This window comes from Micromonospora sp. NPDC047134, from assembly GCF_040643455.1.
Classification (GTDB): Bacteria; Actinomycetota; Actinomycetes; order Mycobacteriales; family Micromonosporaceae; genus Micromonospora.
In genome coordinates this window covers 478,261-502,423 of sequence record NZ_JBEYUI010000001.1, presented here as the reverse complement: position 1 = coordinate 502,423, position 24,163 = coordinate 478,261, and the positions used below count along the sequence as shown (strand labels likewise).

Below are 24,163 nucleotides of genomic sequence, written 5' to 3'. Positions count from 1 at the left end.
GTGCTCCGGCCCACCGGTCGTCGTGCGTCACGCAGCCCGCGCGGAAGCGGGGCTGATCTTCGGGTTGTCGGCGGCGGCTGGTATCAAGGCAGGCGGCTGAACATGTGTACGAGGGAGAGGTCGTGTGATGGGTGCCGCTGACCAGGGTTTGTCCGATGATGAGGTACGCGGTATCCGGGAGGCGTTGGCCGCCGGCCGCAAGCCGAAGGTGGTGTTCACCGCGGCGGCGGGTCAGATCGCCGGCCAGTTGGGACAGGTGGTCGAGTTGACCGACCCCTCGGTGTCCGACGAGTTCGTGGTGGTGCGGTTCGGGCGCGACGAGTTGCCCTTCTCCCCCGCCGACCTGGCGGTGGCGCCGCGCGGCGCGGGTCGTCGGCAGGCGGAAGCCAAGGCGGAGACCAAGGTGGAGCCGACCCCGGTCGAACCGGCGGCGGAGCCGGAGTTCGTGTTGGACCGGGTGCCGCAGCCCCGTCAGGAGGAACCCACCGTGCAGGAGGAGCCAAAAGTGGAGTCGAAGCCGGCGCGGCGGGCCGTCAAGGCGACCAAACCCAAGTCTCCGTCGGGTTTGACGGTGACCCTGGCCTACGCCGAGGGAGAGTGGACGGTCGCCGCACAGCAGGGCGGCAAGGTGCTGGCCAAGCCGTACGTGGTGAAGCCGGCCGAGGCGCTGCGGATGGTGGCCCTGGTGGACGTGCCGGGGGTGCACGAGGCCGTGGAGCAGATTCTGGCGGCCGAGCGGGCCGAGGCCGAGCAGCAGGCGGAGAAGCTGCGGGCGGAGCTGGCGGAGATCGAGGCCCGGCTGGCGGAGCTGCGCGAAGCGGGCTGAGCGGCAAGGGTCGCAGCGGGGTCCGGGGTGCAGGCCCCGGACCCCGCTGCTGTGCTCAGAAGTAGTCCAGGGCCTGGGCGGGTGGGCCGGCGGCCAGCAGGTCCAAGGCGCCGGGGTCGGGTGTGGTGTGGTGCAGCAGGCCGGCCTCGGCCAGGGTGCGGGCGGTGCCGGTGGCGGTGTAGAGGCGGGCGAAGCCGCGCACAGTCAGGTGCAGATCCGCCTCGGTGTCACTGCGGCGCAGCTGGGCCCGGCCGTCGGCGACGGCCAGCTGCCAGGTGCCGGTGTTCCACTCGGCCAGATCGTCGGTCAGGGCGAAGGTGACCTGGCCGCGAACGTGGGCAGGCCAACCTCGGGTCTCCACGGCCCGGACGACGTCGACCGGCCGGTGCATCCAGGTGTCGTGTTCGTGCTGCCGGGCCAGTTCCAGGGGCAATTGGGCGCTGACGGCGTCGCCGGGCAGGGGGGTCAGCCGCAGGGTGGGAGCGACGCTGTGCCAACTAGCCAGAACCCCGACGAGGGTACGGGCGGCCTCGGCGGTGCCGGCGAGGAGGTCCTCGACGGTCAGCACGGCCTCCGGGCCGTAGCCCCGGCCCCGGTTCCAGCCGGCGTACCCGACCAGGGTGTCGCCGTGTTCGACCAGGGTCAGCCCGTCGTACGGCAGGTCTTCGCCGAGGTGGAAGCGGGGGTGGGTGCGGGTGAGCAGACCGTTGCGGTGCCGGGCCAGGCGTTCGTACAGGCCGGTGGTGGCGGGCAGGTCGGCGGGGGTGCCGGCCCGTACGGTCAGGTGTGCCGGGCGGGGGTGTCGGGGCAGCGCGACCGTGGGCAGGTCGAGGGTGCGCAGCTCTCCGGTGACCTCCCAACCCAGGGCCCGGTAGGGGCCGGTGGTGGTGGCGAACAGGGTGCTGACGGCGGCGCCTCGTTCGTGGGCGCCGTGCAGCAGGGCGCGCAGCAGGGACCGGGCCACCCCGGTACCCCGGGCCTCGGGGGCGACGGCGACCCCGGCGACGCTCGCGGCCGGTACGGTCGCGCCGCTCCACCACTGCTCGTCATGCAGGTCGACCGCCTTGCCGACGAGAGTGCCACCCCGGTCGTAGGCGCCGTAGCTGGTGCGCCCGGCCAGCGGGGCGGTCGAGGGTGGTGCTTGCGGGTCGGAGCCGAAGGTCAGGCGACCGAGCTGCCAGGCGGCGGGAAGGTCCTCGTCGGGGAGTACCCGGATGGTGGGCTGCACGCCCCTGACGATAGTGAGGTCCGGTCAGGTGGCGCGGGTGACGGGTCGGTGCCGGACCGGGAAGTTGACCGAGTTGGCGATGAAACACACCCGGTGGGCGTCGTCGTGCAGGGTGGTGGCGGCCTCGACGGTGTCCGGGTCGGCGACGGTGACCTGCGGGTGCAGGAGGGCCTCGGTGAAGTGGCCGCTGCCGGTGTTGTCCGTGGTCATGGTGCCGGTGGCGTGGTCGACATAGGCGGTGACCACGATGCCGTTGTCGGCGCAGAGGTGCAGGTAGGCCAGCATGTGGCACTGGGACAGGGCGGTGAGCAGCAGCTCTTCCGGGTTCCAGCGGGTGGGGTCGCCGCGGAAGGTGGGGTCGGAGCTGCCCGGGATCAGCGGGTGGCCCTCGGCGGTGATGTCGTGGTCGCGGCGGTAGTCGCGGTAGCCGCTGGTGCCGGTGCCGAGGTTGCCGGTCCAGGTGACCGTGGTGGCGTAGGTGTGGGTGTGCAGGCGGGGCATGGGGGTCATGGTGCCGCATCGGGCCGGGGGTGTGCTCCCCCGGCCCGATGCCCGATCAGTGTTGCGGGATGTGGGCGACCCCGATGCGCTTGCGGAACACCCAGTAGGTCCAGCCCTGGTAGGCCAGCACGATCGGGGTGAAGATCACCGCCACCCAGGTCATGATCTTCAGGGTGTAGGGGGTGGAGGCCGCGTTGACCGCGGTCAGGGTGCCGGCCGGGTCCAGGGTCGAGGGCAGCACGTTGGGGAACAGCGCGGCGAACAGGGTGGCCACGGCCAGGGCGATGGCCACGGCGGTGCCGGTGAAGGCCCAGCCCTCGCGGCGTACCTTGGCGGCGGCCAGACCGCCGAGCAGGGCCAGGGCGGCGCCGACGGCGAACACCACCGCGGCGGTGCTGGAGCGGATGGTCAGGGTCCAACTGAGGAAGGCCACCGCGAGCACGGCGGTGCCGACCCCCAGCCGTACGGCCAGGGCGGCGGCCCGGTCCCGGATGTCGCCGACGGTCTTCAGGGCGATGAACACCGCGCCGTGAGTCAGGAACAGGGCCGCGGTGGTGGCGCCACCGAGCAGGGCGTACGGGTTGAGCAGGTTGAACAGGCCGCCGGCGTACTCGTGGTCGGCGGTCAGGGGTACCCCGCGCAGGATGTTGGCGAAGGCGACCCCCCACAGCACGGCGGGGATGAGGGAGCCGAAGAAGATGGCGGCGTCCCAGCGTCGTTTCCACTGGGCCTCGGGGCGCTTGTGCCGGTACTCGAAGGCGACCCCCCGGGCGATCAGCGCCAGCAGGATCAGCAGCAGGGGCAGGTAGAAGCCGGAGAAGAGGGTGGCGTACCACTCCGGGAAGGCGGCGAACATGGCGCCGCCGGCGGTGATCAGCCAGACCTCGTTGCCGTCCCAGACCGGCCCGATGGTGTTGATCATTACCCGGCGTTCCCGGTCGTCACGACCGAGTACGGGCAGCAGCATGCCGACGCCGAAGTCGAAGCCCTCAAGGATGAAGTAGCCGGTGAACAGCACGGCGACGAGGAGAAACCAGATGGTGGTCAGTTCCACGGTGGGGCTCCGGGTCAGTAGGCGAAGGCGAGCGGACGGTCGGCGTCGTCGTCGGTGTCGTCGGGGTCGGGGTGGTCGCTGACGTCGGGCACCCCGGCCTTGGCGTAGCGCAGCAGGAGCTTGACCTCCACGACGGCCAGGACGGCGTAGATCAGGGTGAAGGCCGCGAAGCTGGTGAGGACCTCGGCCAGGGAGACGCTGCGGGACACCCCGTCGCGGGTGAGCATCTCGCCGAAGACGATCCAGGGCTGCCGGCCCATCTCGGTGAAGATCCAGCCGAAGGAGTTGGCCAGCAGGGGCAGGATCGGCATGGCCAGCCCGGCGCGCAGCAGCCACTTGCTGTTGGGGGTGGCGCGGCCCTTGCGGTGGGTCCAGAGGACCACCAGGGCGATGGCGGCGGCGGCCAACCCGAAGGCGATCATGAAGCGGAAGCTCCAGTAGGTGACCGGGATGATCGGGGTGTAGCTGCCGGGGCCGTACTGGGCGCTGTAGAGGGCCTGGAGGTCGTTGATGCCCTGCACGGTGCCGTTGGGGTCGCCGGTGCCGAGGTACGACAGCAGGTAGGGGATCTTGATGGCGAACAGCTCGCGGCTGCCGTCCAGGCTGCCGATGGTCAGTACGGAGAACGAGGCCGGGCTCTCGGTCTGGTAGAGGCCTTCGGCGGCGGCCATCTTCATGGGCTGCACCTGGGTCATGATCTTGCCCTGGATGTCGCCGGTGATGGACACGGCGAAGGCGGAGATCAGGGTCACCCAGGAGCCGAACTTCGCGGCGAACCGGTAGGCCGGGGTGTCGGGGCTGTCGCGGTTGCGGATCAGGTGCCACAGGGCCACGGCGACCAGCAGGCTTCCGGCGACCAGGAAGGACCCGGCGATGGTGTGCGGGAAGGTGATCAGGGCGAGCTTGTTGGTCAGTACGGCGACGAAGTCGGTCAGTTCGGCGCGTCCGGTCTCGGGATTGAAGCGGTAGCCGACCGGGTTCTGCATGAAGGAGTTGGCCGCCAGGATGAAGTAGGCCGACAGGTTGGTGCCGATCGCGGCGGCCCAGATGCTGGCCAGGTGCAGGCGCTTGGGCAGCCGGTCCCAGCCGAAGATCCACAGGCCGATGAAGGTGGATTCCAGGAAGAAGGCGACCAGGGCCTCGATGGCCAGCGGGGCGCCGAAGATGTCACCGACGAAGCGGGAGTAGTCGCTCCAGTTCATGCCGAACTGGAACTCCTGCACGATGCCGGTGACCACACCCATCGCAAAGTTGATCAGGAACAGCTTGCCGAAGAACTTGGTGAGCTTGAGGTATTTCTCGTTACCGGTGCGGTGCCACAGGGTTTGCAGGATGGCGACCAGGACGGACAGCCCGATGGTCAGCGGTACGAAGAGAAAGTGGTAGACGGTGGTGACACCGAACTGCCAGCGGGCGACGTCCAACGCGTCCACCTGCGACCCCCATGCTGCTCATACTACAAGACGTAGTAGATACTACCTCTCGTCGTACAGGGAAGTGCAGAGGCGAGGGGCCCGTACCGGCCCGGGACCAATGACCCTGCTCACCTCGGGCCGGAGGACCCACCGGTGCGGCCCGCCCGCCATGGCGTCTGCTCGGCCCCGGCCCGAGCAGACGGGCGCGGGCGTGCGACCATCCCGCTGGTGGACCCTGTGCACTCCCCCTGGCGGCCGCCGCTGATCTGGCGTGCCGCGCAGGCACTCGCCCGTGTCGCGGTCGCCTTGCTGGCCCGGCTGGAGGTCACCGGCGACATCCCCGCCGCCCTGCGCGGCGGGCCGCTGATCCTGGCCGCCAACCACATCAGCCCCTTCGACCCGATCGTGCTCAGCGCCGCCTGCCGGCAACGGCGGATCGCCCCGCGGATCATGGCCACCGGCGGACTGTTCCGGACACCGGTGATCGGCGCGGCCATGCGCGCGGCCGGGCACCTGCGGGTGGACCGGGGCACCAGCGGGGTGCATCGGGCACTCGACGACGCGGTAGCGGCGGCCGCCGCGGGCTCGGTGATCCTGGTCTATCCGGAGGGACGCATCGGCCTGGACCCGGGACTGTGGCCCGAACGCGGCAAGACCGGCACCGCCCGGCTGGCCCTGGCCAGCGGCGCCCCGGTCATCCCGGTCGCCCAGTGGGGCAGCCACGAGGTGCTCCCCTACCAGGCCCCCAAGGGGCTGCTCGGTGGGGTGGCCCGCGCCCTGCTGCGTCGGCCCCGGGTGCGGGTGCACTTCGGGGAACCGGTGCGGCTGGCCGACCTGTCCCCCGACCGTCCCGGCGTGGCCCGGCTGGCCACCGACCGGATCATCGACGCCCTCACCGACACCCTCGCCCCGCTGCGCCTGGACGAACCCGACCGGCCCCGGCACGTCGACCCCGGGCGGCCGGTAGACACCACCCGGATGCATCGCCGCCGCACCGCCGCAGACTGACACCGCCCCCCGTGGGTGGTTGGTCATCTCCCGGTCACCGACAGGTCCTCGGGGCCGGGCATACTGCGCAGCGTGCCACCCGGTTCCCGCTACCTGGACGCCGCGACTCCCCTGGCCTTCGCCCACCGTGGTGGTGCGGCCGACGGCGACGAGAACACCGCCGCGGCCTTCGCCCGCGCGATCGACCTCGGCTACCGGTACGTGGAGACCGACGTGCAGGCCACCGCCGACGGGGTGGCCGTGGTGTTCCACGACGCCACCCTGCGACGGGTCACCGGCCGGCCCGGCCGGGTGTCCGACCTGCGCTGGGCGGACCTGGCCACGGTGCGGGTCGGCGGGGCCGCGGCGGTGCCCCGGCTGGACGAGGTGCTCACCGCCTGGCCGCAGGTGCGGTTCAACATCGACGTCAAGTCCGACCGGGCGGCCACCCCGACGGTGGAGGCCCTGACCCGGACCGGGGCCGGTGACCGGGTGCTGCTCGCCTCCTTCAGCGACGCCCGGCTGCGTCGGCTGCGGGCGTTGACCGGGGAACAGGTCGCCACCAGCCTGGGGGTACGGGGGGTGGCCCGGCTGCGGTGGGCCTCGCTGACCGGGCGAGAGCTGCGGCTGCCGCCGTCCGTGGTGGCCGCCCAGGTGCCGGTGCGCTACGGCCGGCTGCCGCTGGCCGACCGCCGGTTTCTGCGTACGGCGCATCGACTCGGGTTGCAGGTGCATGTCTGGACGATCGACGAACCTGCCGAGATGCACGAGTTACTTGATCTTGGTGTTGATGGCATCATGACCGACCACGTCGGCGTGCTGCGCGACGTCTACCGCAGCCGCGGCCTCTGGGCCGCCTGAGCACCTGGGACCCGAGATGGCCGAGACGGCGACCCCCGCCGCGCAGGATGACACCCCGCCGGTGAACAGCACCCGCCGGGAGCGCACCGGCTGGTACTTCTACGACTGGGCCAACTCGGCCTTCCAGACCACCGTCATCACGGTGTTCCTCGGGCCCTTCCTGACCAGCGTGGCCAAGGTCGCCGCCGGGTGCCAACTGGAGGCCGACGACTGCACCGGGTACGTCTACCCGCTGGGCATCAAGGTCGCCGCCGGCTCTTTCTACCCGTACCTGATCTCGCTGTCGGTGCTGCTGACCGTCTTCGTGCTGCCGGTGATCGGGGCGATCGCCGACCGGTCGCTGCACAAGAAGCGGCTACTGGCCGCCACCGCCTTCACCGGCGCCTTCGCCACCATCGGCATGATCTTCGTGACCGGGGACCGGTACCTGCTCGGCGGGGCCCTGTTCATGGTCGCCAACATCGCCTTCGGCGCGGCGATCGTGGTCTACAACTCCTTTCTGCCCCAGTTGGGCGGCCCGGACGAACGCGACGGCATCTCCAGCCGGGGCTGGGCCCTGGGCTACCTCGGTGGTGGCGTGCTGCTGGCCCTGAACCTGGTGGCGGTGCAGTCTTTCGGCGACGGCACCGCCGAGCGGACCCTGGACCTGGCCCGCTGGTCGATCGTCTCGGCGGGTCTGTGGTGGGCGGCGTTCACCCTGGTGCCGCTGCGCTGGCTGCGGGAACACCCCACCGCAGCGGCGCTGGCCGCCGGGGGCCGGGGCAACGTGCTCACCGACGGGTTCCGGCAGCTGGGCCGCACCCTGCGGGAGATCAAGGCGTACCCCCTGACCTTGTTCTTCCTGCTCGCGTTCCTGGTCTACAACGACGGCATCCAGACCGTCATCACCCTGGCCAGCCAGTACGGCACCGAGGAGTTGCGGCTGGACCAGAGCACCCTGATCGTGACGATCCTGCTGGTGCAGTTCCTGGCCTTCGGCGGCGCCTTGGGCCTGGGTGCCCTGGCCGGGCGCATCGGCGCCTGGAAGACCGTGCTGCTGAGCCTGGTGCTGTGGACCGCGGTGATCATCGGGGCGTTCCGGTTGCCAGCCGAGGCCCCGCTGCCCTTCATGGTGCTCGGCGCGGCCATCGGCCTGGTACTCGGCGGCAGCCAGGCGCTGAGCCGCTCCCTGTTCAGCCAGCTGATCCCGGCCGGCAAGGAAGGCGAGTACTACGGCTTCTACGAGATCAGCGACAAGGGCACCAGTTGGCTGGGCCCGTTGGCGTTCGGCCTGGTGTTCCAGCTGACCAACTCCTACCGGGTCGGCCTGGTCTCCCTGCTGATCTTCTTCGTGGTCGGGTTCGCCCTGCTGCTGGCGGTGCCGATGCGGCGGGCGATCATCGCCGCCGGCAACACCCCACCCCGGGTGCTCTGAGGCACATCGCCGCACCGGCGGTGACCGGCCCGAGGTCCCCGATCGGCTAGGCTGCCCGTCCGTGACGAGCCCCGCAGATGCCGTACCGACCTGTTTGTCCCGGCCCGCACTGGGCGGGCCGGGTGACACCCCGGCCGGGTGTGTGGCCGCCCGGGGCGCCGACGGGCGTCCCGCGCACGCCGCCGCGCTGCGGTTCTACTGGGGGCCGATGGACTGCGGCAAGTCGACCATGGCCCTGCAGATGAACTACAACCACGCCCGGCAGGGCCGGCGAGGGCTGGTCACCACCCGCATCGACCGCTCCCTGGGCCCGCAGGTCACCACCCGCATCGGGCTGGCCCACGAGGCCATCGAGATCACCGACGAGGTGGACCTGCGGGCCCTGGTCCGGGATGCCTGGGCCGACGGGGTACGGGTGGACTACCTGATCTGCGACGAGGCCAGCTTCTACTCCGTGGAGCACGTGGAGCAGATGGCCGAACTGGTCGACAGCCACGACGTAGACGTGTACGCCTTCGGCCTGGCCACGGACTTCCGGTCCTGCCTGTTCCCCGCCGCCCAGCGGCTGTTCGAGCTGGCCGATTCGGTGGCCCGCATCCAGGTCGAGGTGCTCTGCTGGTGTGGCCGCGAGGGGCTGCTCAACGCCCGGGTGTCCGGTGGTCGGGTGGTCCGCGAAGGCGAGCAGGTCGTGATCGGTGACACCGTCGACACCGCCGAGGTGCGGTACCAGGTGCTGTGTCGGCGTCACCACCGCAGCGGCGACCTGGGGCCCCGCGCCACCGCCCAGGCCTGAGAGCGTCTCCTACGCCGTACCGGATAACGAAACGATCACTGCTGCCAACCTTTACCGGGGTCCGACCCCTTCTGGTCCATGACGGCGGTGATCAGGAGCGGACAACGGCCCGCGGACCGGTGGGGGTACAGGTCGAATGAGGTTCGTGTGGCGGCGTGCCCGAGGCACGAGGGGCCTGCTGCTGGCCGCGGCCGGGGCGGCGCTGGTGGCCACGGTCGCCCTCACCGGACTGGCCGCGTACAACCGGGACGTGGTCGACTCGGGCATCCGTAACGTGCTCGCCGAGGCCGGCGCCCAGGAACGGTCGGTGCTGATCCGGTCCTCGGCCGGGCGTACCCCGGAAGCCCTGCGGGACCGCGACACCGCCCTGCGCGAGCAGTTGCGTACCGACCTGGGCGGGTTGGCCGCCCAGATCACCTCCGTCGGGTACGCGGCCGGCCGGCAGTTGCGCGGCGACGCCGGAGACGCGGTAGCCGATCGTACCGGCAGCATCTACGCCTCGGTGATGTTCCTCGACGGCCTGCCGGAGCACGCCCGGCTCACCGCCGGTGCCTGGCCCCAGGCCGGGGCCATCCGGCCGCAGACCGTGCTGGCCGCCCCGGCGGCGGCGATCCTGGGGGTGGGGGTCGGTGACCGGATCCCGATCACCGACGGCCTCACCGAACGGGTCACCGAGGTGACCGTGGCGGGGGTGTTCACCCCGGTGGACCCGCAGGCCGCGTACTGGCGGCTGGCCCCGGAGACCGCTACCGGTTCGCTGCCGCAGGCGGCCACCTACGGCCCGATGGTCGTGCACCGCGACGACTTCCTCACCCACTTCCTGGCCAACGCCTCCGCCGGCTGGCTGGTCGAGCCCGACCTGTCGACGGTCCGGACCACCAGCGAGCTGGACCGGCTGGCACAGGTGGCCACCCGGTTGGTCACCACCACCCCGGCCGAGGCCGGTCTGGGTGAGTCCGCGGTGGCCATCGGCGACCTGGCCGTCCTGGTGCCCCGGTTGCAGCAGGCCACCCTGGTCGGCCGGTCCGCGTTGGTCACTCCGATGCTGCTGGTGGTGGTGCTCGGCGGGTACGCGCTGCTGCTCGTCGCCGTGCTGCTCACCGAGCACCGTCGGGGTGAGACCGCCCTGCTGCGCGCCCGGGGGGCCAGCCGCTGGCAACTGGCCGGGCTGACCGCCCGGGAGGCGACCCTGATCGTTCTGCCGGCCGCGGTCGCCGCCCCGCTGATCGTCACCGAACTGCTCGGCCTGGCCGGGCGGTGGCCCGGGCTGGCCGCGGTGTCGCTGCACTCGGCCGGGGTCTCCGACGCGATGATCTGGCTGGTGGCGGGGGCGGCGGCCGCCGGGTGCGCGCTGGCGATGATCGGTCCCAGCCTGCGCCGGGGTGGCAGCTACGTCGCCGACCTGGCCAGCCGTTCCCGGCCCAGCCCTCGGGGCATGGTGCAGCGGGCCGGGTTGGATGTGGTGCTGGTCGGCCTGGCGGTGCTGGCCTGGTATCAGTTGAGCCGATACTCCTCACCACTGTCCCGTACCCGCGGTGGTGAACTGGGCATCGACCCCCTGCTGGCCGCCGCCCCCACCCTGGGGGTGCTGGCCGGGGCGGTGCTCGCCCTGCGGCTGCTGCCCCCACTGGTGCGCCTGGCGGAACGCTGGGTGGACCGCAGGTCGTGGACCGCCATCATGCTCGGCACCTGGCAGGCCGGTCGCCGACCCCATGCCGGCCCGGTGCTGCTGCTGGCCCTGGCCGTCGCGGTCGGCACCCTGGCCTGGTCACTGGCGAGCACCTCCCGACGATCCCTGGACGACCAGGCCGCCCATCAGGTCGGCGCGGACCTGCGACTGACCGAGACCAACGGCTCCGCCCCCGAGGGCCGGGCCGAGCAACTGGCCGGACTACCCGGCACGGCCGCCGTCCTGGCGGGCTGGCGGGACCGACTGCAGGCCGGACCGGAACAGGCCCCGATGACCGTGCTGGCGTTCGACGCCGAGACCGCCGGGGAGGTGGTACGGATCCGGCCGGACCTGGCCGGCGGCTCCGTCGGCACGGTGTTCGAGGGTCTGGCCGCCGGGCGGGTGACCGCACCGGAAACCCCGCTGCCGGCCGGTACCCGACGGCTCACCGGGCAGCTGCGGACCAAGGTCAGTCAGCCGTTCGGTGTCGTCGCCCCGGTACGCCACCATGTCGTGCTGGTCGGGCCGGACCACAGGCATCGACGGTTGCCGCTGGGGGTCACCGGCAACGGCGACCGGCTGCCCTTCTCCGTCGAACTGCCGGCCGGTGACACGCCGTGGCGACTGGCCGGTTTCACGGTCGAGACCACCGGCAGCGGTCGGATCACCCTGGACTGGCGGCTGTCCGACCTGCGGGCCAGCCGGGACGACTCCCGAGGGGAGCCGGTGGATCTGGCGGCCGACGGGGGGTGGCGGATGGTCGACACCTCCGGTTTGCTGGCCACCCCCAGGGCCACCGGAAACACCCTGACCGTCGGCATGGCGGCCCGGCTGGCGGAGGGATTCACCAGTCGCAGCACGACTCTGCGGATGGGGATCTCCCGGGAGGCGGCCAAGGGTCCGGTGCCGGTGGCGGCCACCCCGCAGGCCCTGGCCGCCCTGCGACGTGAGGTAGGCAACCAGACCCGACTGTTCCTCGGCGGCGCCGAGGTCGACCTCACCGTGGTCGGCACCGTGAGCGCCCTGCCCGGCGAGGCCGACGAGGCCGCCCTGGTGGTCGACCTGCCGTCACTGAGCACCCGGATCTTCCACGACCAGGGCATCGTGCGTCCCCCGGAGGAATGGTGGCTGGCCACCCGGGCAGGCCAGGGACAACAGGTGGCCGCCGCGGTCGCCGGGCTGGGTGGCCTGGCCGTGCTGGACCGTGAGCAGGTCGCCGCCGAACTGGCCCGGGACCCCTTCGGGGTGGGGGCCCGGGGTGCCCTGTTCGCCGCCGCCCTGGCCGCGGTGCTGCTGGCGGCCGTCGGGGTGGCGGTGGATGTCAGCGCCACCGCCCGACGGCGGGCCACCGAACTGGCCGTACTGCACACCCTGGGTGCCGGGCACCGCCTGGTGGCCCGGTCACTCCTGGCCGAGCAGGCGTTCCTGGCCGGGGTGGGGGTGCTCGTCGGGTTGGGCGTGGGGGTGGGGGTCGCCGCCACGATGGCCCCCCTGGTCATCCTCACCCCGTCGGCCGACCGACCCCATCCACCGCCGTTGCTGAGTGTCGACTGGCCACCGGTGGTGGCCACCGGGGTGGGCCTGCTGCTGCTGGCGCTGACCTTCAGCGCCGCCGTGTCGATGACCATGCGCCGCCGCCTGGCCGCCACCCAACTCCGCATCGGGGAGGACCGGTGAGCGCGAGGAGTGAGCTTGCGAGCCCCGCAGTCGCGAACGAGGCCAGCACCGTGAGCGCGAGGAGTGAGCTTGCGAGCCCCGCAGTCGCGAACAAAGGGCGGATCCGATGACTGTGCGGCGGATCAGGGCGTACGGCGGGCATGTGGGCTTGTTGGCGGTGCTGGGGTTGGTGGCGGCGGTGCTGGTGACCGCCGTGCCCCGGTTGGCCAACGGGTACGCCGACCGGAGTCTGCACGCCGACGTGGCCCGGCTGCCGCACCTCGTGCGCGACGTGTCGTTCGCGGTCGAGCAGCGTCCGGACCGGCCGCGGCCCGAGGAAGGGGCGCCGGCCGCGGCGGGTGAGGGCGACCTGGACCGGCTGCTCGGGTTGTTGCCGCAGCCGCTGCCCGCCCTGGTGGACCGCCGGTGGTACGCCGCCGTACTGGACGAGCAGACCCTGACCGCCACCGGCGACGAGCCACCGATGGACGGTGGGGCGACCAAGAAGATCGGCCTGCGGGCGCAGACCGGTGTCCAGGAGGCGGCCCTGCTCACCGCCGGTCGTTGGCCGCGCAGCGCGGCCGGCGGCCCTACCGAGGTGGCGGTCTCCACCGCGGTGGCGGAGATCCTGTCGCTGCGACCGGGCAGCCGGTTGCGGTTCACCGGCGCCAGTGCGGGCATGCGGGCCTCGGCGCGGGTCGTCGGGGTGTTCGACCCCCGCGACGCCGACGATCCGGTCTGGGACGACCTGATGCTGGGCCTGAACCCGGTGGTGCCGGTCGTCGACGGCGAGCCCTACCTGGCCATGGCGGTCACCGACTGGGCAGGGATCGACAACGTGGTCGCCGGCAGCGGGGTGCCGGTCAGCTACGAGTGGCGGTACCGGCTGGATGAGCGGCGACTGGACACCACCACCCTGGCGTCGGTCGTCGACGCGGTGAGCCAGACCCGACGCACCGAGTGGCTGCCCGGCTCGCGGGTGCACACCTCGCTGGACGTCAGCCTGGTCCGGTTCACCGAACAGTTGCGGGCGGTGCAGGCCCTGCTGGCCATCGCGCAGACCGGCCTGGTGGCCAGCCTGCTGGGGCTGATCCTGCTGGCCGCCCGGTTGATGGTGCAGCGTCGCCGCGACGAGTTGGCGTTGCTGCGGGCCCGAGGGGCCTCGCTGGCCGCGATCGGGTGGCGTACCGGCGTCGAGGCGCTCCTGGTGCAGCCGGTGGCGGTGCTGCTGGGTTGGCTGATCGCCACCCGGGTGCCGGGCCGGTCGACCGGAACCCCCTGGGGGGTGCTGCTGCTGGTGGTGCTCACCACCGGCGTGGTGCCGGTGCTGGCCATGCTGTCCCAGCGGCGGGTCGGGTCGACCTCCGGACGGGTCGACCTGGTCCGGCAGCGTCCGTCGGTACGCCGGTTGACCGTGGAGGCCAGCGTGGTGGTGCTGGCCGGGCTGGGGGTGGTGTTGCTGCGTCGCCGGGGCCTGGATCCGGCCGACGGGGTCGACGCGTACCTCAGCTCCGTGCCGGTGCTGGTCGCGGTCGCCGCTGCCCTGGTGGCGATCCGGCTGCTGCCGTGGCCGCTGCGGCTGGTCGGCCGGCTGGCCGGACGGGCCCGGGGTGCCCCGCTGTTCCTGGGAGTGGCCCGGGCCGGGCGGAGTGCGCCGGTGGCGTTGGGGCCGTTGGCGGTGCTGATCGTCGCGGTCAGCACCGGGGTGTTCGGTGGGGTGGTGACGACCACTGTGGCCGCCGCCCGGGACCGGGCCGCGACCCTGACGGTGCCCGGTGACGCCTGGCTGACCGGGTGGGCCTTCTCCCCGGACGCGGCCGACGAGCTGATCCGGGTGCCCGGGGTGCAGGCCGTGGCCCGGGTGTCGGTGGAGTCCAATCGGCGGCTGTGGTCCGAACCCGGGCCGCAGGCGACCTCCCTCGGGCAGGCCCGGGTGCTGGTGGTGGACGCCCCGGCCTTCGCCGAGGTGGTGGCCCGCAGCGGGGTCGAGGTGGAGGTGCCCGCCGTGTTGCGGTCCGCCGCCCGCGGCGACGGGCCGGTGCCCGCGGTGGTGTCGCCGCGGCTGGCGGCGGAACTCGGCGACACCGCGGTGGCCGATGTGCAGAGCCGGCTGTACGAGTTCCGGGTGGCCGCGGTGGCCGACACCTTCCCCGGGGTGGGGCTGGGGGTCGACCGGTTCGTGGTGCTGCCCTGGCAGGCCCTGCCGGAGTACGAGTTGACCCCGATCATCCCCAACCGGTATCTGCTCGCCGGCGACGACATCGACGAGGCGAGGCTGCTGGAGGTCGCCGACGCCACCCAGCGCCGTCGACAGTCCGCGGTGCTCGGCACGGAGGTGACCCGTACCCAACTGCCGGCGACCCTGGAGACCTGGCGGGCCCACCGGGAGGGGCTGGAGCGTACCGGCGCCAATGAGGTGCTGACCCTGACCTTCACCGCAGGCGCCGGGGGAAGCGCCGCCCTGGCCGTACTCGCGGTGGGGTTCGCGGTGATCGCGGACGCCGCCGGTCGGGGGCGGATGCTGTCCCGGCTGCGCACGATGGGTCTGTCCGCCGCACACGGCCGCCGACTGCTGGTGTACGAGCTGGTGCCGCTGGTGGTGGTCGCGGCCCTGACGGGTACGGCCGTGGGCATCGCCCTGCCCAGGCTGCTCGGCCCGACCCTGGGGTTGTCCCAGTTCGCCCCCGGGGTGCCGATGCGTGACCACCTGGATCCCCTGGTCGTGGGCGGGGTGCTGGGGTTGGTGGTGCTCGGCCTGCTGACCGGCCTGCTGGTGGAGAACCTGGTGAACCGACGGATGCGCCTGGGTGAGGCGCTGCGTCTCGGAGAGGGGAACGCATGACCGTGGTCAGGGAGGCACCGGACCTCGCGGCGCTTCAGCGGCGGGCGGCGGAACGGGCCGCCGCCCGAGCCGGTGGCGCGGACCGGTTGCGGGGGCACATCGTCTGCGACGGCCTGGTACGCATCTTCACCACCGAGGGGGTGGAGGTGGTCGCCCTGCAAGGGCTGGACCTGGTCGTCGACCGGGGTGAGCTGGTGGCGATCGTGGGGGCCTCCGGTTCCGGTAAGTCCACCGTGCTGAACATCCTGTCCGGGCTGGACACCCCGACCGCCGGGATCGCCCGGGTGGCCGGCTACGACCTGCTGACCATGTCGGCGCGTAAGCGGCTGCGGTACCGGCGGCACACGGTCGGGTTCGTCTGGCAGCAGACCGGACGTAACCTGCTGCCCTATCTGAGTGCCCGGGAGAACGTCGAGTTGCCGATGAGGCTGGCCCGGCGGGGTGGCCGGGCCGGTCGACGACGGGCCATGGAACTGCTGGAGATGGTCGGGGTCGACTACTGCGCGGATCGCCGACCGGGGCAGATGAGCGGTGGCGAGCAGCAGCGGTGTGCGGTGGCGGTGGCCGTGGCCAACGACCCGGAGGTGTTGTTCGCCGACGAGCCGACCGGTGAACTGGACGAGGCCACGGCCGCGGAGGTGTTCGGGGCGTTGCGGGCCATCAACGCCGAGTTGGGGGTCACCGTCGTGGTGGTCACCCACGATCCGCAGGTCGCCTCGCAGGTGCGGCGGACGGTCGCGATCCGGGACGGCCGGACCGCCTCCGAGGTGCACCGCCGGGCCCGAGTCGGCGCCGACGGCGTCGAGGAACTGGTCACCGAGGAGTACGCGGTGCTGGACCGGGCCGGACGGATGCAGTTGCCGGCCGGGTTCGTCGACGCCTTGGCGTTGCGGGACCGGGTGAGGTTGACCCTGGAGCCGGACCACGTGCAGGTCCGCCCCGGCGAGCAGCGGGATTCGGCGTGAGCGGCGGTGTCGGGCGGTCAGGGGGAGGTGCGGGTGTGAGCGAGGATCTGGTCCGGGTGCAGGGGCTGTGCCGCGACTACGGCAGCGGTGAGCGGGTGGTGCACGCCCTGCGGGAGGTGTCCCTGCGGGCCGGGCGGGGTGAACTGGTCGCGGTCCGGGGACGCTCCGGTGCCGGCAAGACCACCCTGCTGAATCTGATCGGTGGGCTGGACCGGCCCACTTCGGGTCGGGTGTGGGTGGCCGGTCAGGAGGTGACCGCGGCCGGTGAGCGGGACCTGCTGCGGCTGCGCCGCGACGACATCGGTTTCGTGTTCCAGTCCTTCGGGCTGATCCCGATCCTGTCGGCGGCGGAGAACGTCGGGGTGCCGATGCGACTGGCCAAGGTGCCGGCCGCGCAGCGGGAGCAGCGGGTGTCGATGCTGCTGGAGATGGTCGGGTTGGGTGGGCACGCCGCCCAGCGGCCGTACGAGATGTCCGGCGGGCAGCAGCAGCGGGTGGCGATCGCCCGGGCCCTGGCCAACGATCCGGCGTTGCTGATCGCCGACGAGCCGACCGGGCAGTTGGATTCGGAGACCGGGCGGGCGGTGATGGACCTGCTGCGGGCCCTGGTGCACGCCCGGGGGATGACCGCCCTGGTGGCCACCCACGATCCGACCCTGGTGGAGTTGGCCGACCGGGTGCTGGTGCTGCGCGACGGCCGGCTGGTCGAGTCGACCGAGCCGGTCGGGGTGTAGCCGTCAGTACGGGTCGCCGCAGACCCGCCAACCGTCCTGCTCCCGGATGACGGACAGCTCACGCTGTTCGGTGCCGCCGCTCTCGCGGGTCAGCCGTACGGTGACGGTGCCCTGGGGCCGCCCGCCTCGGGTGGCCACGGACACGTCCACGATCTCGTAGTCGCGCACCACCGGCGGGGTGCGTACCCAACTGGTGAAGCCGACCTCGCTCCACCGGCTGCGCGCGTCCCCGCACAGCCGCTCGTACGCCCCGGCGGTGTCCCCGGCGGTGACCTGGCGCAGGAACCCCTCGGCGGTCTCCCGCACCGGTCCGGCGGCCTGGGTGACGACCTGGACGTTCCAGGCGCCCAGGCCGGCGACGCCGACGCAGCACAGGGCCACCCCGATCCCGGCGACGGTGAGCCCAGCCCGCATCGGATGGCGTCGCCGGGCCGGTCTGCTCCACGGCTGCGCAGCGCCCACACCCTCAGACGGTAGAGAATTCGCCGCCCCGGCGGGCGGAAAGCCGCCGCCGTCTGGTGGGTGTGGGCGCTGCCGGTCAGGTGCGGCGGCGGGCGCGGGCGGCCCAGATGACGTACGCCGGGTCCCGGTCCAGGTTGTGCCGGTCCCGGTCGTAGCGGCGGGTGGTGCGGGGGTCGGCGTGACCCATGGCGTCCTGCACGTCCTCCAGGGGTACCCCCTCGGCGCGGGCGGTGGTGGCGAAGGCGTGGCGCAGCGAGTGCGGCGACAGGTGCGCCCAGGCCGGTATCTGGGCCAGCCGGGCCAGTCGGCGGACCAGCCGGAACACCGAGTGCCGGTCCAGCCGGGCGCCGCTGGCGGTGACCAGCAGCGGGCCGGCGAGCTGGCTGACCGGTACGCCGCCGGCGGCGGCCCGTTCGGCCAGGTAGGTGTCGACGGCGTGGGCGGTGGAGGGGGTCAACGCCCGGCGGCGGGCTTTGCCGCCCTTGCCGACGAAGCGGACACTGCGGTGTCCGCGTTCCGCGCCGAGGTCGGTGATGTCCAGGGCGACCAGTTCCCCTACCCGCAGGCCCAGGTCGGCCAGCAGGGCGATGGCGGCCCGGTTGCGGGTGGCGGTCGGTCCGGTGTCGGTGTCGGCGGCGGTGAGCAGGGCGTCGACCTCGTCCGGGGTGAGTCCGATGGTGGCGGAGTGGTCGCGGTCGACCCGGGGCCGGTCGGCGTCGGCGACCGGGTTGTTGTCCACGGCCCGCAGCTTGACCAGGAAGTCGTACCAACTGGACAGGGCGGACAGTCGGCGGGCCACGGTCGCCGGGGTCAGGGGGCGTCCGGTGCGCGCGACCACTGTCGACTCCAGTGTTCGCGCGTACTCGTTGACGTGCAGGAAGTTGGCCCGCAGCGGGTCCAGGTGGCGTTCGGTGCACCAGGCTAGCCAGTTGGCGACATCGCGCCGGTAGGCGTCGCGGGTGTGCTCACTGAGCCGCCGGTTGCGCAGCCACGCTTCGGTGACGGCGATCGGACCGCCCGGCAGGGCGGGGTGATCCGGCGGGCGGAACAGTACCGGAGGATTGGACACGGCCATGTGAAAAAGGTTCTCAGCCAACAGGGCCGTTCCCGATCAGGCGCGCCGGAACATGATCAGCAGTCCTGGAATGCCCTTGCCCGGGGTGGTGTCCACCGGCGACGGCGGGGCGGCACCCGCCCCGCCGTCGCCGGTGGACCTCAGGCGTTGATCTGCTTGCGACCGTTGCCGGTCGCGCTGATGGCCACCTTGCGGGGCTTGGCCCGCTCGGCCACCGGGATGCGCAGCGTCAACACGCCGTTCTCGTAGCCGGCTTCGAGCTTGTCGGTGTCGAGAGTGTCGCCGAGGAAGAGTTGCCGGTGGAACACCCCCATCGGGCGTTCGGCGGCGACGAGTTCGACCTTGTCGCCGTGCGGGCGGCGACGCTCAGCGCGGACGGTCAGCACGTTGCGCTGCACGGTGCAGTCGATGCTCTCCGGGTCGACCCCGGGCAGGTCGAAGGCGGCGTAGAAGTGGTCGCCGTCGCGGTAGGCGTCCATGTGCATGACGGCCGGACGGCTGGTCGTGCCGAAGAACTGCTCGGCGATCCGGTCGATCTCCCGGAACGGGTCGGTGCGCATCAGCATGTCGTGCCTCCTCGGTTCCTCTGGCCGAAGGTTTCGAGAGTTGAGCCTGCCTGGCTCAACTTCACCTACGTATTTAGCGCGCTTCTCCGTCGTCGTCAAGTCGAGCGGTCAGTGATCGTTCTCCGGTAGTTGGGCCACCAGAACCACCGGCACCGCCAGGTGCATCGCACCCAGGGCGATCTTCGCGCCGGGGGTGGCCTCGACCAGGAGCAGGGGCGCGAAGGACAACAGGGTCGCCGCCACCACCAGGCTGAACCAGATGGTGGTGGCCCGCTGCCCGGCGAACCGCTCCAGCAGGGCCAGGGCCGCCCAACCCAGCAGGGCCGCGCCGAGGGCGACCGCGACCACCGGGACGAGGTTGACGACCATCTCCGCCCGACCGGGGCCGTGCACCGTGTAGTCGGTGCCGCCGAGGGCCCCGGCCAGCCAGATCGCGACACTGGCCGCGACCGCAGCCAGGATGCCGAGGGATCGGCGGCGCAGGGCGGCGCTGATGCTGACGGATGACGCGGTGGTGCTGCTCATAGGCCACTCCTCGGGGTTGGTTGCCGCTACAGCGACGTTATCAGATGATCCCGTACGAGACGATCTTTAGCGAGATCAAATTCTTCGTCGCGGCGTGCCCGCGCGCCCACCGCCGCAGCGCGGCGTCCTCGGCCCAGAGATCCCGCGGCTGCCCTTCCACCCGCCATCACCGCCGTGATCAGCCAGAACGGCAACGCGTACGAGGAGGGTTTCGTCACCGAGTTCTGGGAGCCCGTCTGGGCGTACGCCGACAATCCCGGACCCGACACGGAGCCGGCGCTCCGGGAGGCTCTCAGCCTGGCGGCGATCCGCTGGCAGTACCTGCACGGGGTGGACCGGCCCGAACTCGTCGACCCGGACACCTGGACCTTCGACCACCGCGACGTCAACCGCCCCGGCAACGACCTGGCCCAGTTCGCCCTCTTTCGCGACTACGCCACCAACCCCCCGCTGTATCCGAGGGTGCACGAGTACTTCCGGGACAGCCAGGTCCCGCTGCTGGCCCTGTGGGGCGCCGAAGACCTGATCTTCGGCGCGCAGGGTGCCCGGGCCTTCACCCGGGACCTGCCGCAGGCCGAGATCCGGCTGATCCCCGGCGGCGGTCACTTCCTGCTGGAAAGCCACCTGGACACCGCGGTCGAGCACCTCCGGGACTTCCTGACCCGGACGCTGGAACCGGCTACGGCCTGAGACCGGCTAGCAGACCGAGCCGGCCGGTCCGCAGGTGCCGACCCGGGACAGTCGCCCGTCGACCAGCCGTTGGACCGCGCGGAGAAACACCTCACGCTCGGTGTCCGGCAGGGCGGCCAGCACGTCCTGTTCCAGTCCGGCGGCGATCTCCTGGGCCTGGTCGAGCACCCGCTCCCCCTGCGCGGTCACCTCCACCAGCCGGGCCCGTCGGTCGGTCGGCGACGGGATCCGCCGGGCCAGCCCGGCGGCCTCAAGGTGATCCAGCGTGACCACCATGGTGGTCTTGTCCACCCCGCACAGCTCACCCAACTGCCGTTGGGTCAGACCACCGACGCGGGCCCGCGCCAACACGCAGTGATCCCGGGGAGAGATACCCAGCTCAGCCAGGCCGGAGGCGTGCTCGGCGCGCAGTGCGTGACTGGCCCAGCTGAGCAGGAACATCAGATCCGACGGGCGACCCGGCGACGGGAAGGTCATGCCCTGAGGTTAACAAGATATTCCGAACCGGGATCGTTGCCCGATCACCGACCGCTACTACCGATCAGGAGCCGATCTGCCCGACAATGGAGACCGTGACGAGTGCCACGGCACCGACGGCCGGTACCGGTCAGCGCCGTGGGCCGCAGCCATCCGCCCCCGGCCCCCGGACCGCCGGACCGTGGGTGGTCGCCGCCGCGGTCACCCTCCTCCTGCTGATCATGGCCCCCCGCTACGGCTACCACCGCGACGAGCTGTACTTCCTGCTCGCCGGACGCCACCTCGACTGGGGGTACGTCGACCAGGGGCCGCTGGTGCCCGCCCTGGCCCGGCTGGCCGACACGATCGCCCCGGGCAGCCTGCTGGCCCTGCGTACCCCCTCCGCGGTGCTGGCCGGTGCGGCGGTGCTGATGGTCGCCGCGATCGCCCGGCAGTTCGGCGCCGGTCGCGGTGGCCAGACCCTGGCCGCGCTGCTCGGCGGCGCCTCCGGCATCACCCTGGCCAGCGGACACCTGCTCAGCACCACCACGATCGACCTGGTGGTGTGGCTGGCCGCCGCGCTGTGCACGGTACGGCTGCTGCGCACCGGGGACAGCCGGTGGGCCTTGGCCGTCGGGGCGATCCTCGGCCTGGGCATGTTCAACAAGCTGCTGCCGGCCCTGCTGGCCCTCGGCCTGCTCGCCGGGCTGGCGATCGCCGGGCCACGCCGACTGCTGTGGCACCGCGACACCCTGCTGGCCGCCGGACTCTTCGCGCTGCTCGCCGCACCGACCCTGGCCTGGCAGGCGGCACACGGGTTCCCCCAACTAGGGGTGGCCGCCACCATCTCCGGCGGGGACAGCTCCTACAGCGGCCGGGTCGACGCGGCCGTCCTCCAGTTCCTGATCATCAGTCCGTTCGTCGTGCCGATCTGGCTGACCGGCCTGATCGTGCTGCTGCGCCACCCGGCCTGGCGCCCCTACCGGGCACTGGGCTGGGGGTGGCTGGTCGTCGTCGCCGTCGTGCTGCTCGCCGGAGGCAAGGGCTACTATCCGGCCCCGCTGCTGCTGGTGCTGACCGCCGCCGGGGCGGTCGTTGCCGCCGCCTGGGCGGGCACCCGGATGCGGCGGACGCTGCTGGCGGCCCTCGTGGTGCTCACCGCCGTCAGCAACACGGTGCTGCTGCTGCCGACCCTGCCGGTGGACCGGCTGCCCGGCTTCGTGGTCGCCGTCAACTACGACACCGGCGAGACCATCGGCTGGCCGGCCTTCGTCGACTCCATCGCCGCCGTCCACCGAGGGTTGCCCGCCGAGGAACAGGCCCGGACGGTGATCCTCACCGGCAACTACGGCGAAGCCGGGGCGGTGGCCCGGTACGGCCCGGCCCGGGGCCTGCCGGCCGCCTACTCCGGGCACAACAGCATGGCCGACTTCGGGCGGCCCCCGCAGGAGGCCGAGGTGGTGATCGCGGTCGGCTGGCGGCAACCGCAGCAACTGCGTACCTGGTTCACCGAGGTGACCCTGGCCGGTCGGGTGGACCAGCGGGTGCGGGTGGACAACGACGAGAACGGTGGACCCATCTGGTTGTGCCGGGGCCTGCGTCGCCCCTGGGCCGACATCTGGACGACCGAGGTACGTCACAGCGGGTGACCGGGGCGTCGACGAAACGCCGTGGCCGGTGGCGGGGTCGGGCTAAGGTGCGGCGATGAGCCTGCACTCCGCCGCGGTCGAGGCACTCAAGGCCGATCCGGCCACCGCCTCGCTACGCCGTTCCCTTGAGGTCTACTACGGCGACCCGGAGCGCGACGCGGCGATGGACGCCTTCTACGCCCGCTTCGTCCGCCCCGGCGACCTGGTGTTCGACATCGGCTCGCACGTGGGCGACCACATCGGCAGCTTCCGCCGCCTGGGAGCCCGGGTGGTCGCGGTGGAACCGCAACCCCTGTGCCTGCGGGCCTTGCGGGCCATCTACGCCGACGACGACCAGGTGACCCTGGTGGCGGCGGCCTGCGGGGCACGACCGGGCCGCATCGGTTTCCTGGTCAACTCCGCCAACCCGACCGTCTCCACCGCCTCCGGTGACTTCGTCGCCGCCGCGGCCGGCGCCGGCGGCTGGGAGGACCAGGTGTGGGACGGCGAGATCGAGGTACCGGTCACCACCCTGGACGCCCTGATCGCCGAACACGGCACCCCCGCCTTCACGAAGATCGACGTGGAGGGTTTCGAGGACGCCGTACTCGGTGGCCTGAGTCGACCGCTGCCGGCGTTGTCGTTCGAGTTCACCACGATCGGCCGGTCGGTGGCCCTGCGCTGCCTGGACCGGCTGACCGCCCTGGGCTTCGGCGGCTTCGACCTGACCCTCGGCGACACCAAGACCCTGACCCTCGGTGGCTGGGTGAACGCCGCCGAGATGACCACCCACCTGCTCGCACTGCCGCACGAGACCAACTCCGGCGACGTCTACTGCATCCCCGGCTGAGGCTCGCATGCGACCTCGCTCGCCTCGTGTCCGGCCACCACGACCAAAACGGCTGCGCGGCGAAGCCCACCACGGACGCGTCGAAGTCCAGCGCCATCGCCTCGTCGCGCTCCAACCACGACTCGAAGCCGACGTGCGCACCGATGCAGGCCGCCCATTACAGGCCTGCCCTCGGTACGACGGGAACGAGCGGACCGCCGGCGCCTCCTCGAACAGGACATCTGCCACATCGACCAGCTTTGGTTGCCTTAGCCGAGGAGTCGCTGCACCTCACTGGTAACCTGCGGGGAAGCGATCGGAGCCCAAGCGGCGAACAGTGAGCGAAAGTACTCGCCGTACTTGTCCACGGTAGAAGGATCTTGCTCGATGACGTCCAGTTCGTTGACGATGCTGAGATCCACGAAGGGTCGCATCTGGCCGGGGCTCAGGTGCCACGTCTGATCGGTGAAGCGGTCGACGATCTCACCGGTCGTCGCCAGCTCTCGCCAGGTCCGCCTACGGTCGCAGGCCCCGTACAGATAGACCAATGCCTCAGCGTCGTCACCGATGAGGTTTCGCAGCGTGGCTCGATCGTTCCGGTCGAGCAGCGTCACATCGAAGCCGTCCGTGCCGTAGACGGCATGCGCGAGACCGGCCAGTTGCGCGTCAACGCCACACTCGAGCTCAGCGAGACGGTCATGCACCCGGCACAGGTGGGCGTAGAGAGTGCCGCCGGGGTGCTGGATTGCCTCAGCTCCACGCTGCCGTAGCCAGCGCCGCACGTTCGAGTCCGCACCCATGAACCGACATTACGCAAACCGCGTCTGGCCGATAGCCCGTCAGCGTGGGCGGTTCGTCACACCGCTGCACCCTTGCTTCCTCGGGTGTCCAGGCAGTTGGGGGTGGTGGTGTCGAGGTTCTCGTGCAGTGAGGTGAACCCGATGTCGCGGTGCCAGAGTTGTGGGAGCGATGGGCGCGGTCCCGGCT

The 24,163-nt window shown here is 72.0% G+C and carries 22 protein-coding genes; 12 read left to right on the top strand and 10 right to left on the bottom strand.

Annotated elements, in window-relative coordinates; genetic code table 11:
- The first annotated feature begins 127 nt into the window (after positions 1–127).
- Positions 128–826, top strand: a complete 699-nt coding sequence (locus tag ABZ795_RS02155) for a hypothetical protein (RefSeq protein ID WP_357528110.1) — start codon at positions 128–130, stop codon at positions 824–826.
- Between the two features lie 55 nt (positions 827–881).
- Here the strand turns inward: ABZ795_RS02155 and ABZ795_RS02150 are convergent, their stop codons facing one another.
- The 4 genes from ABZ795_RS02150 to ABZ795_RS02135 are packed head-to-tail and all read right to left on the bottom strand — an operon-like array spanning position 882 to position 5,042.
- Positions 882–2,054 (bottom strand): GNAT family N-acetyltransferase, encoded by a 1,173-nt coding sequence (locus ABZ795_RS02150; RefSeq protein WP_357528108.1) that lies wholly within the window; start codon positions 2,052–2,054, stop codon positions 882–884.
- A 24-nt stretch (positions 2,055–2,078) separates the two neighbouring features.
- Positions 2,079–2,564, bottom strand: a complete 486-nt coding sequence (locus ABZ795_RS02145) for an OsmC family protein (protein ID WP_357528106.1) — start codon at positions 2,562–2,564, stop codon at positions 2,079–2,081.
- A gap of 46 nt (positions 2,565–2,610) precedes the next feature.
- Positions 2,611–3,609: a cytochrome d ubiquinol oxidase subunit II gene (cydB, locus tag ABZ795_RS02140; protein WP_357528104.1), complete on the bottom strand. Its 999-nt coding sequence runs from the start codon at positions 3,607–3,609 to the stop codon at positions 2,611–2,613.
- A gap of 14 nt (positions 3,610–3,623) precedes the next feature.
- A complete protein-coding gene (locus tag ABZ795_RS02135; protein ID WP_357528102.1) occupies positions 3,624–5,042 on the bottom strand; it encodes a cytochrome ubiquinol oxidase subunit I in 1,419 nt (472 codons plus the stop codon).
- Positions 5,043–5,252: 210 nt separating this feature from the next.
- Here ABZ795_RS02135 and ABZ795_RS02130 point away from each other — a divergent pair, with 210 nt between their 5' ends.
- The 8 genes from ABZ795_RS02130 (at position 5,253) to ABZ795_RS02095 (ending at position 16,945) form a co-directional block, all read left to right on the top strand.
- Positions 5,253–6,032 (top strand): lysophospholipid acyltransferase family protein, encoded by a 780-nt coding sequence (locus ABZ795_RS02130; protein ID WP_327025943.1) that lies wholly within the window; start codon positions 5,253–5,255, stop codon positions 6,030–6,032.
- A gap of 72 nt (positions 6,033–6,104) precedes the next feature.
- Entirely contained in the window at positions 6,105–6,872 is a 768-nt protein-coding gene (locus tag ABZ795_RS02125) for a glycerophosphodiester phosphodiesterase (protein ID WP_327025944.1), read from the top strand.
- A gap of 16 nt (positions 6,873–6,888) precedes the next feature.
- Positions 6,889–8,286: an MFS transporter gene (locus tag ABZ795_RS02120; RefSeq protein WP_357528099.1), complete on the top strand. Its 1,398-nt coding sequence runs from the start codon at positions 6,889–6,891 to the stop codon at positions 8,284–8,286.
- Between the two features lie 109 nt (positions 8,287–8,395).
- Positions 8,396–9,079 (top strand): thymidine kinase, encoded by a 684-nt coding sequence (locus ABZ795_RS02115; protein ID WP_357528326.1) that lies wholly within the window; start codon positions 8,396–8,398, stop codon positions 9,077–9,079.
- 136 nt (positions 9,080–9,215) lie between these two features.
- Positions 9,216–12,425: an FtsX-like permease family protein gene (locus ABZ795_RS02110; protein ID WP_357528097.1), complete on the top strand. Its 3,210-nt coding sequence runs from the start codon at positions 9,216–9,218 to the stop codon at positions 12,423–12,425.
- 106 nt (positions 12,426–12,531) lie between these two features.
- On the top strand, positions 12,532–15,246 hold the full coding sequence (locus tag ABZ795_RS02105) for an FtsX-like permease family protein (protein WP_357528095.1): 2,715 nt from the start codon (positions 12,532–12,534) through the stop codon (positions 15,244–15,246).
- Positions 15,243–16,211: an ABC transporter ATP-binding protein gene (locus tag ABZ795_RS02100; RefSeq protein ID WP_327025948.1), complete on the top strand. Its 969-nt coding sequence runs from the start codon at positions 15,243–15,245 to the stop codon at positions 16,209–16,211. The genes ABZ795_RS02105 and ABZ795_RS02100 overlap by 4 nt, the downstream gene beginning before the upstream one ends.
- Before the next feature lie 35 nt (positions 16,212–16,246).
- Entirely contained in the window at positions 16,247–16,945 is a 699-nt protein-coding gene (locus tag ABZ795_RS02095; protein WP_327025949.1) for an ABC transporter ATP-binding protein, read from the top strand.
- A 3-nt stretch (positions 16,946–16,948) separates the two neighbouring features.
- Here the strand turns inward: ABZ795_RS02095 and ABZ795_RS02090 are convergent, their stop codons facing one another.
- The 4 genes from ABZ795_RS02090 to ABZ795_RS02075 all read right to left on the bottom strand — a co-directional run bounded on the left by ABZ795_RS02090 (position 16,949) and on the right by ABZ795_RS02075 (position 19,573).
- Positions 16,949–17,407, bottom strand: a complete 459-nt coding sequence (locus tag ABZ795_RS02090; protein WP_357528092.1) for a hypothetical protein — start codon at positions 17,405–17,407, stop codon at positions 16,949–16,951.
- Positions 17,408–17,483: 76 nt separating this feature from the next.
- Positions 17,484–18,482: a tyrosine-type recombinase/integrase gene (locus ABZ795_RS02085; protein ID WP_327025951.1), complete on the bottom strand. Its 999-nt coding sequence runs from the start codon at positions 18,480–18,482 to the stop codon at positions 17,484–17,486.
- Positions 18,483–18,622: 140 nt separating this feature from the next.
- On the bottom strand, positions 18,623–19,048 hold the full coding sequence (locus ABZ795_RS02080) for an Hsp20/alpha crystallin family protein (RefSeq protein WP_327025952.1): 426 nt from the start codon (positions 19,046–19,048) through the stop codon (positions 18,623–18,625).
- Positions 19,049–19,156: 108 nt separating this feature from the next.
- On the bottom strand, positions 19,157–19,573 hold the full coding sequence (locus ABZ795_RS02075; protein ID WP_327025953.1) for a DUF6069 family protein: 417 nt from the start codon (positions 19,571–19,573) through the stop codon (positions 19,157–19,159).
- A gap of 174 nt (positions 19,574–19,747) precedes the next feature.
- Between ABZ795_RS02075 and ABZ795_RS02070 the strand changes: the two genes are divergently transcribed.
- Entirely contained in the window at positions 19,748–20,263 is a 516-nt protein-coding gene (locus tag ABZ795_RS02070) for an alpha/beta hydrolase (RefSeq protein WP_357528089.1), read from the top strand.
- 6 nt (positions 20,264–20,269) lie between these two features.
- Here the strand turns inward: ABZ795_RS02070 and ABZ795_RS02065 are convergent, their stop codons facing one another.
- Positions 20,270–20,740 carry a MarR family transcriptional regulator gene (locus ABZ795_RS02065; RefSeq protein ID WP_327025955.1) on the bottom strand — a complete coding sequence of 157 codons (471 nt, stop codon included), beginning with the start codon at positions 20,738–20,740 and terminating at the stop codon, positions 20,270–20,272.
- Positions 20,741–20,826: 86 nt separating this feature from the next.
- On the opposite strand from ABZ795_RS02065, the gene ABZ795_RS02060 reads away from it, so the two are divergent.
- Together ABZ795_RS02060 and ABZ795_RS02055 are read left to right on the top strand one after the other, a co-directional pair.
- Positions 20,827–22,368 (top strand): glycosyltransferase family 39 protein, encoded by a 1,542-nt coding sequence (locus tag ABZ795_RS02060; RefSeq protein ID WP_357528087.1) that lies wholly within the window; start codon positions 20,827–20,829, stop codon positions 22,366–22,368.
- A 55-nt stretch (positions 22,369–22,423) separates the two neighbouring features.
- A complete protein-coding gene (locus ABZ795_RS02055) occupies positions 22,424–23,197 on the top strand; it encodes an FkbM family methyltransferase (protein ID WP_357528085.1) in 774 nt (257 codons plus the stop codon).
- Between the two features lie 248 nt (positions 23,198–23,445).
- On the opposite strand, the gene ABZ795_RS02050 is transcribed toward ABZ795_RS02055, so the two are convergent.
- Complete coding sequence (locus ABZ795_RS02050; protein ID WP_357528083.1) at positions 23,446–23,976, bottom strand: DUF6817 domain-containing protein; 531 nt, start codon at positions 23,974–23,976, stop codon at positions 23,446–23,448.
- Between the last annotated feature and the right edge of the window lie 187 nt (positions 23,977–24,163).

What these genes read in the sequence shown, in the direction of transcription:
- ABZ795_RS02100 (WP_327025948.1), top strand. Translation starts at nt 15,243, where the DNA reads ATGACCGTGGTCAGGGAGGCACCGGACCTCGCGGCGCTTCAGCGGCGG.
- ABZ795_RS02060 (WP_357528087.1), top strand. Translation starts at nt 20,827, where the DNA reads ATGGAGACCGTGACGAGTGCCACGGCACCGACGGCCGGTACCGGTCAG.
- ABZ795_RS02145 (WP_357528106.1), bottom strand. Translation starts at nt 2,564, where the DNA reads ATGACCCCCATGCCCCGCCTGCACACCCACACCTACGCCACCACGGTC.
- ABZ795_RS02055 (WP_357528085.1), top strand. Translation starts at nt 22,424, where the DNA reads ATGAGCCTGCACTCCGCCGCGGTCGAGGCACTCAAGGCCGATCCGGCC.
- ABZ795_RS02085 (WP_327025951.1), bottom strand. Translation starts at nt 18,482, where the DNA reads ATGGCCGTGTCCAATCCTCCGGTACTGTTCCGCCCGCCGGATCACCCC.
- ABZ795_RS02110 (WP_357528097.1), top strand. Translation starts at nt 9,216, where the DNA reads ATGAGGTTCGTGTGGCGGCGTGCCCGAGGCACGAGGGGCCTGCTGCTG.
- ABZ795_RS02120 (WP_357528099.1), top strand. Translation starts at nt 6,889, where the DNA reads ATGGCCGAGACGGCGACCCCCGCCGCGCAGGATGACACCCCGCCGGTG.
- ABZ795_RS02080 (WP_327025952.1), bottom strand. Translation starts at nt 19,048, where the DNA reads ATGCTGATGCGCACCGACCCGTTCCGGGAGATCGACCGGATCGCCGAG.
- ABZ795_RS02155 (WP_357528110.1), top strand. Translation starts at nt 128, where the DNA reads ATGGGTGCCGCTGACCAGGGTTTGTCCGATGATGAGGTACGCGGTATC.
- ABZ795_RS02075 (WP_327025953.1), bottom strand. Translation starts at nt 19,573, where the DNA reads ATGAGCAGCACCACCGCGTCATCCGTCAGCATCAGCGCCGCCCTGCGC.
- ABZ795_RS02065 (WP_327025955.1), bottom strand. Translation starts at nt 20,740, where the DNA reads ATGACCTTCCCGTCGCCGGGTCGCCCGTCGGATCTGATGTTCCTGCTC.
- ABZ795_RS02105 (WP_357528095.1), top strand. Translation starts at nt 12,532, where the DNA reads ATGACTGTGCGGCGGATCAGGGCGTACGGCGGGCATGTGGGCTTGTTG.
- ABZ795_RS02050 (WP_357528083.1), bottom strand. Translation starts at nt 23,976, where the DNA reads ATGGGTGCGGACTCGAACGTGCGGCGCTGGCTACGGCAGCGTGGAGCT.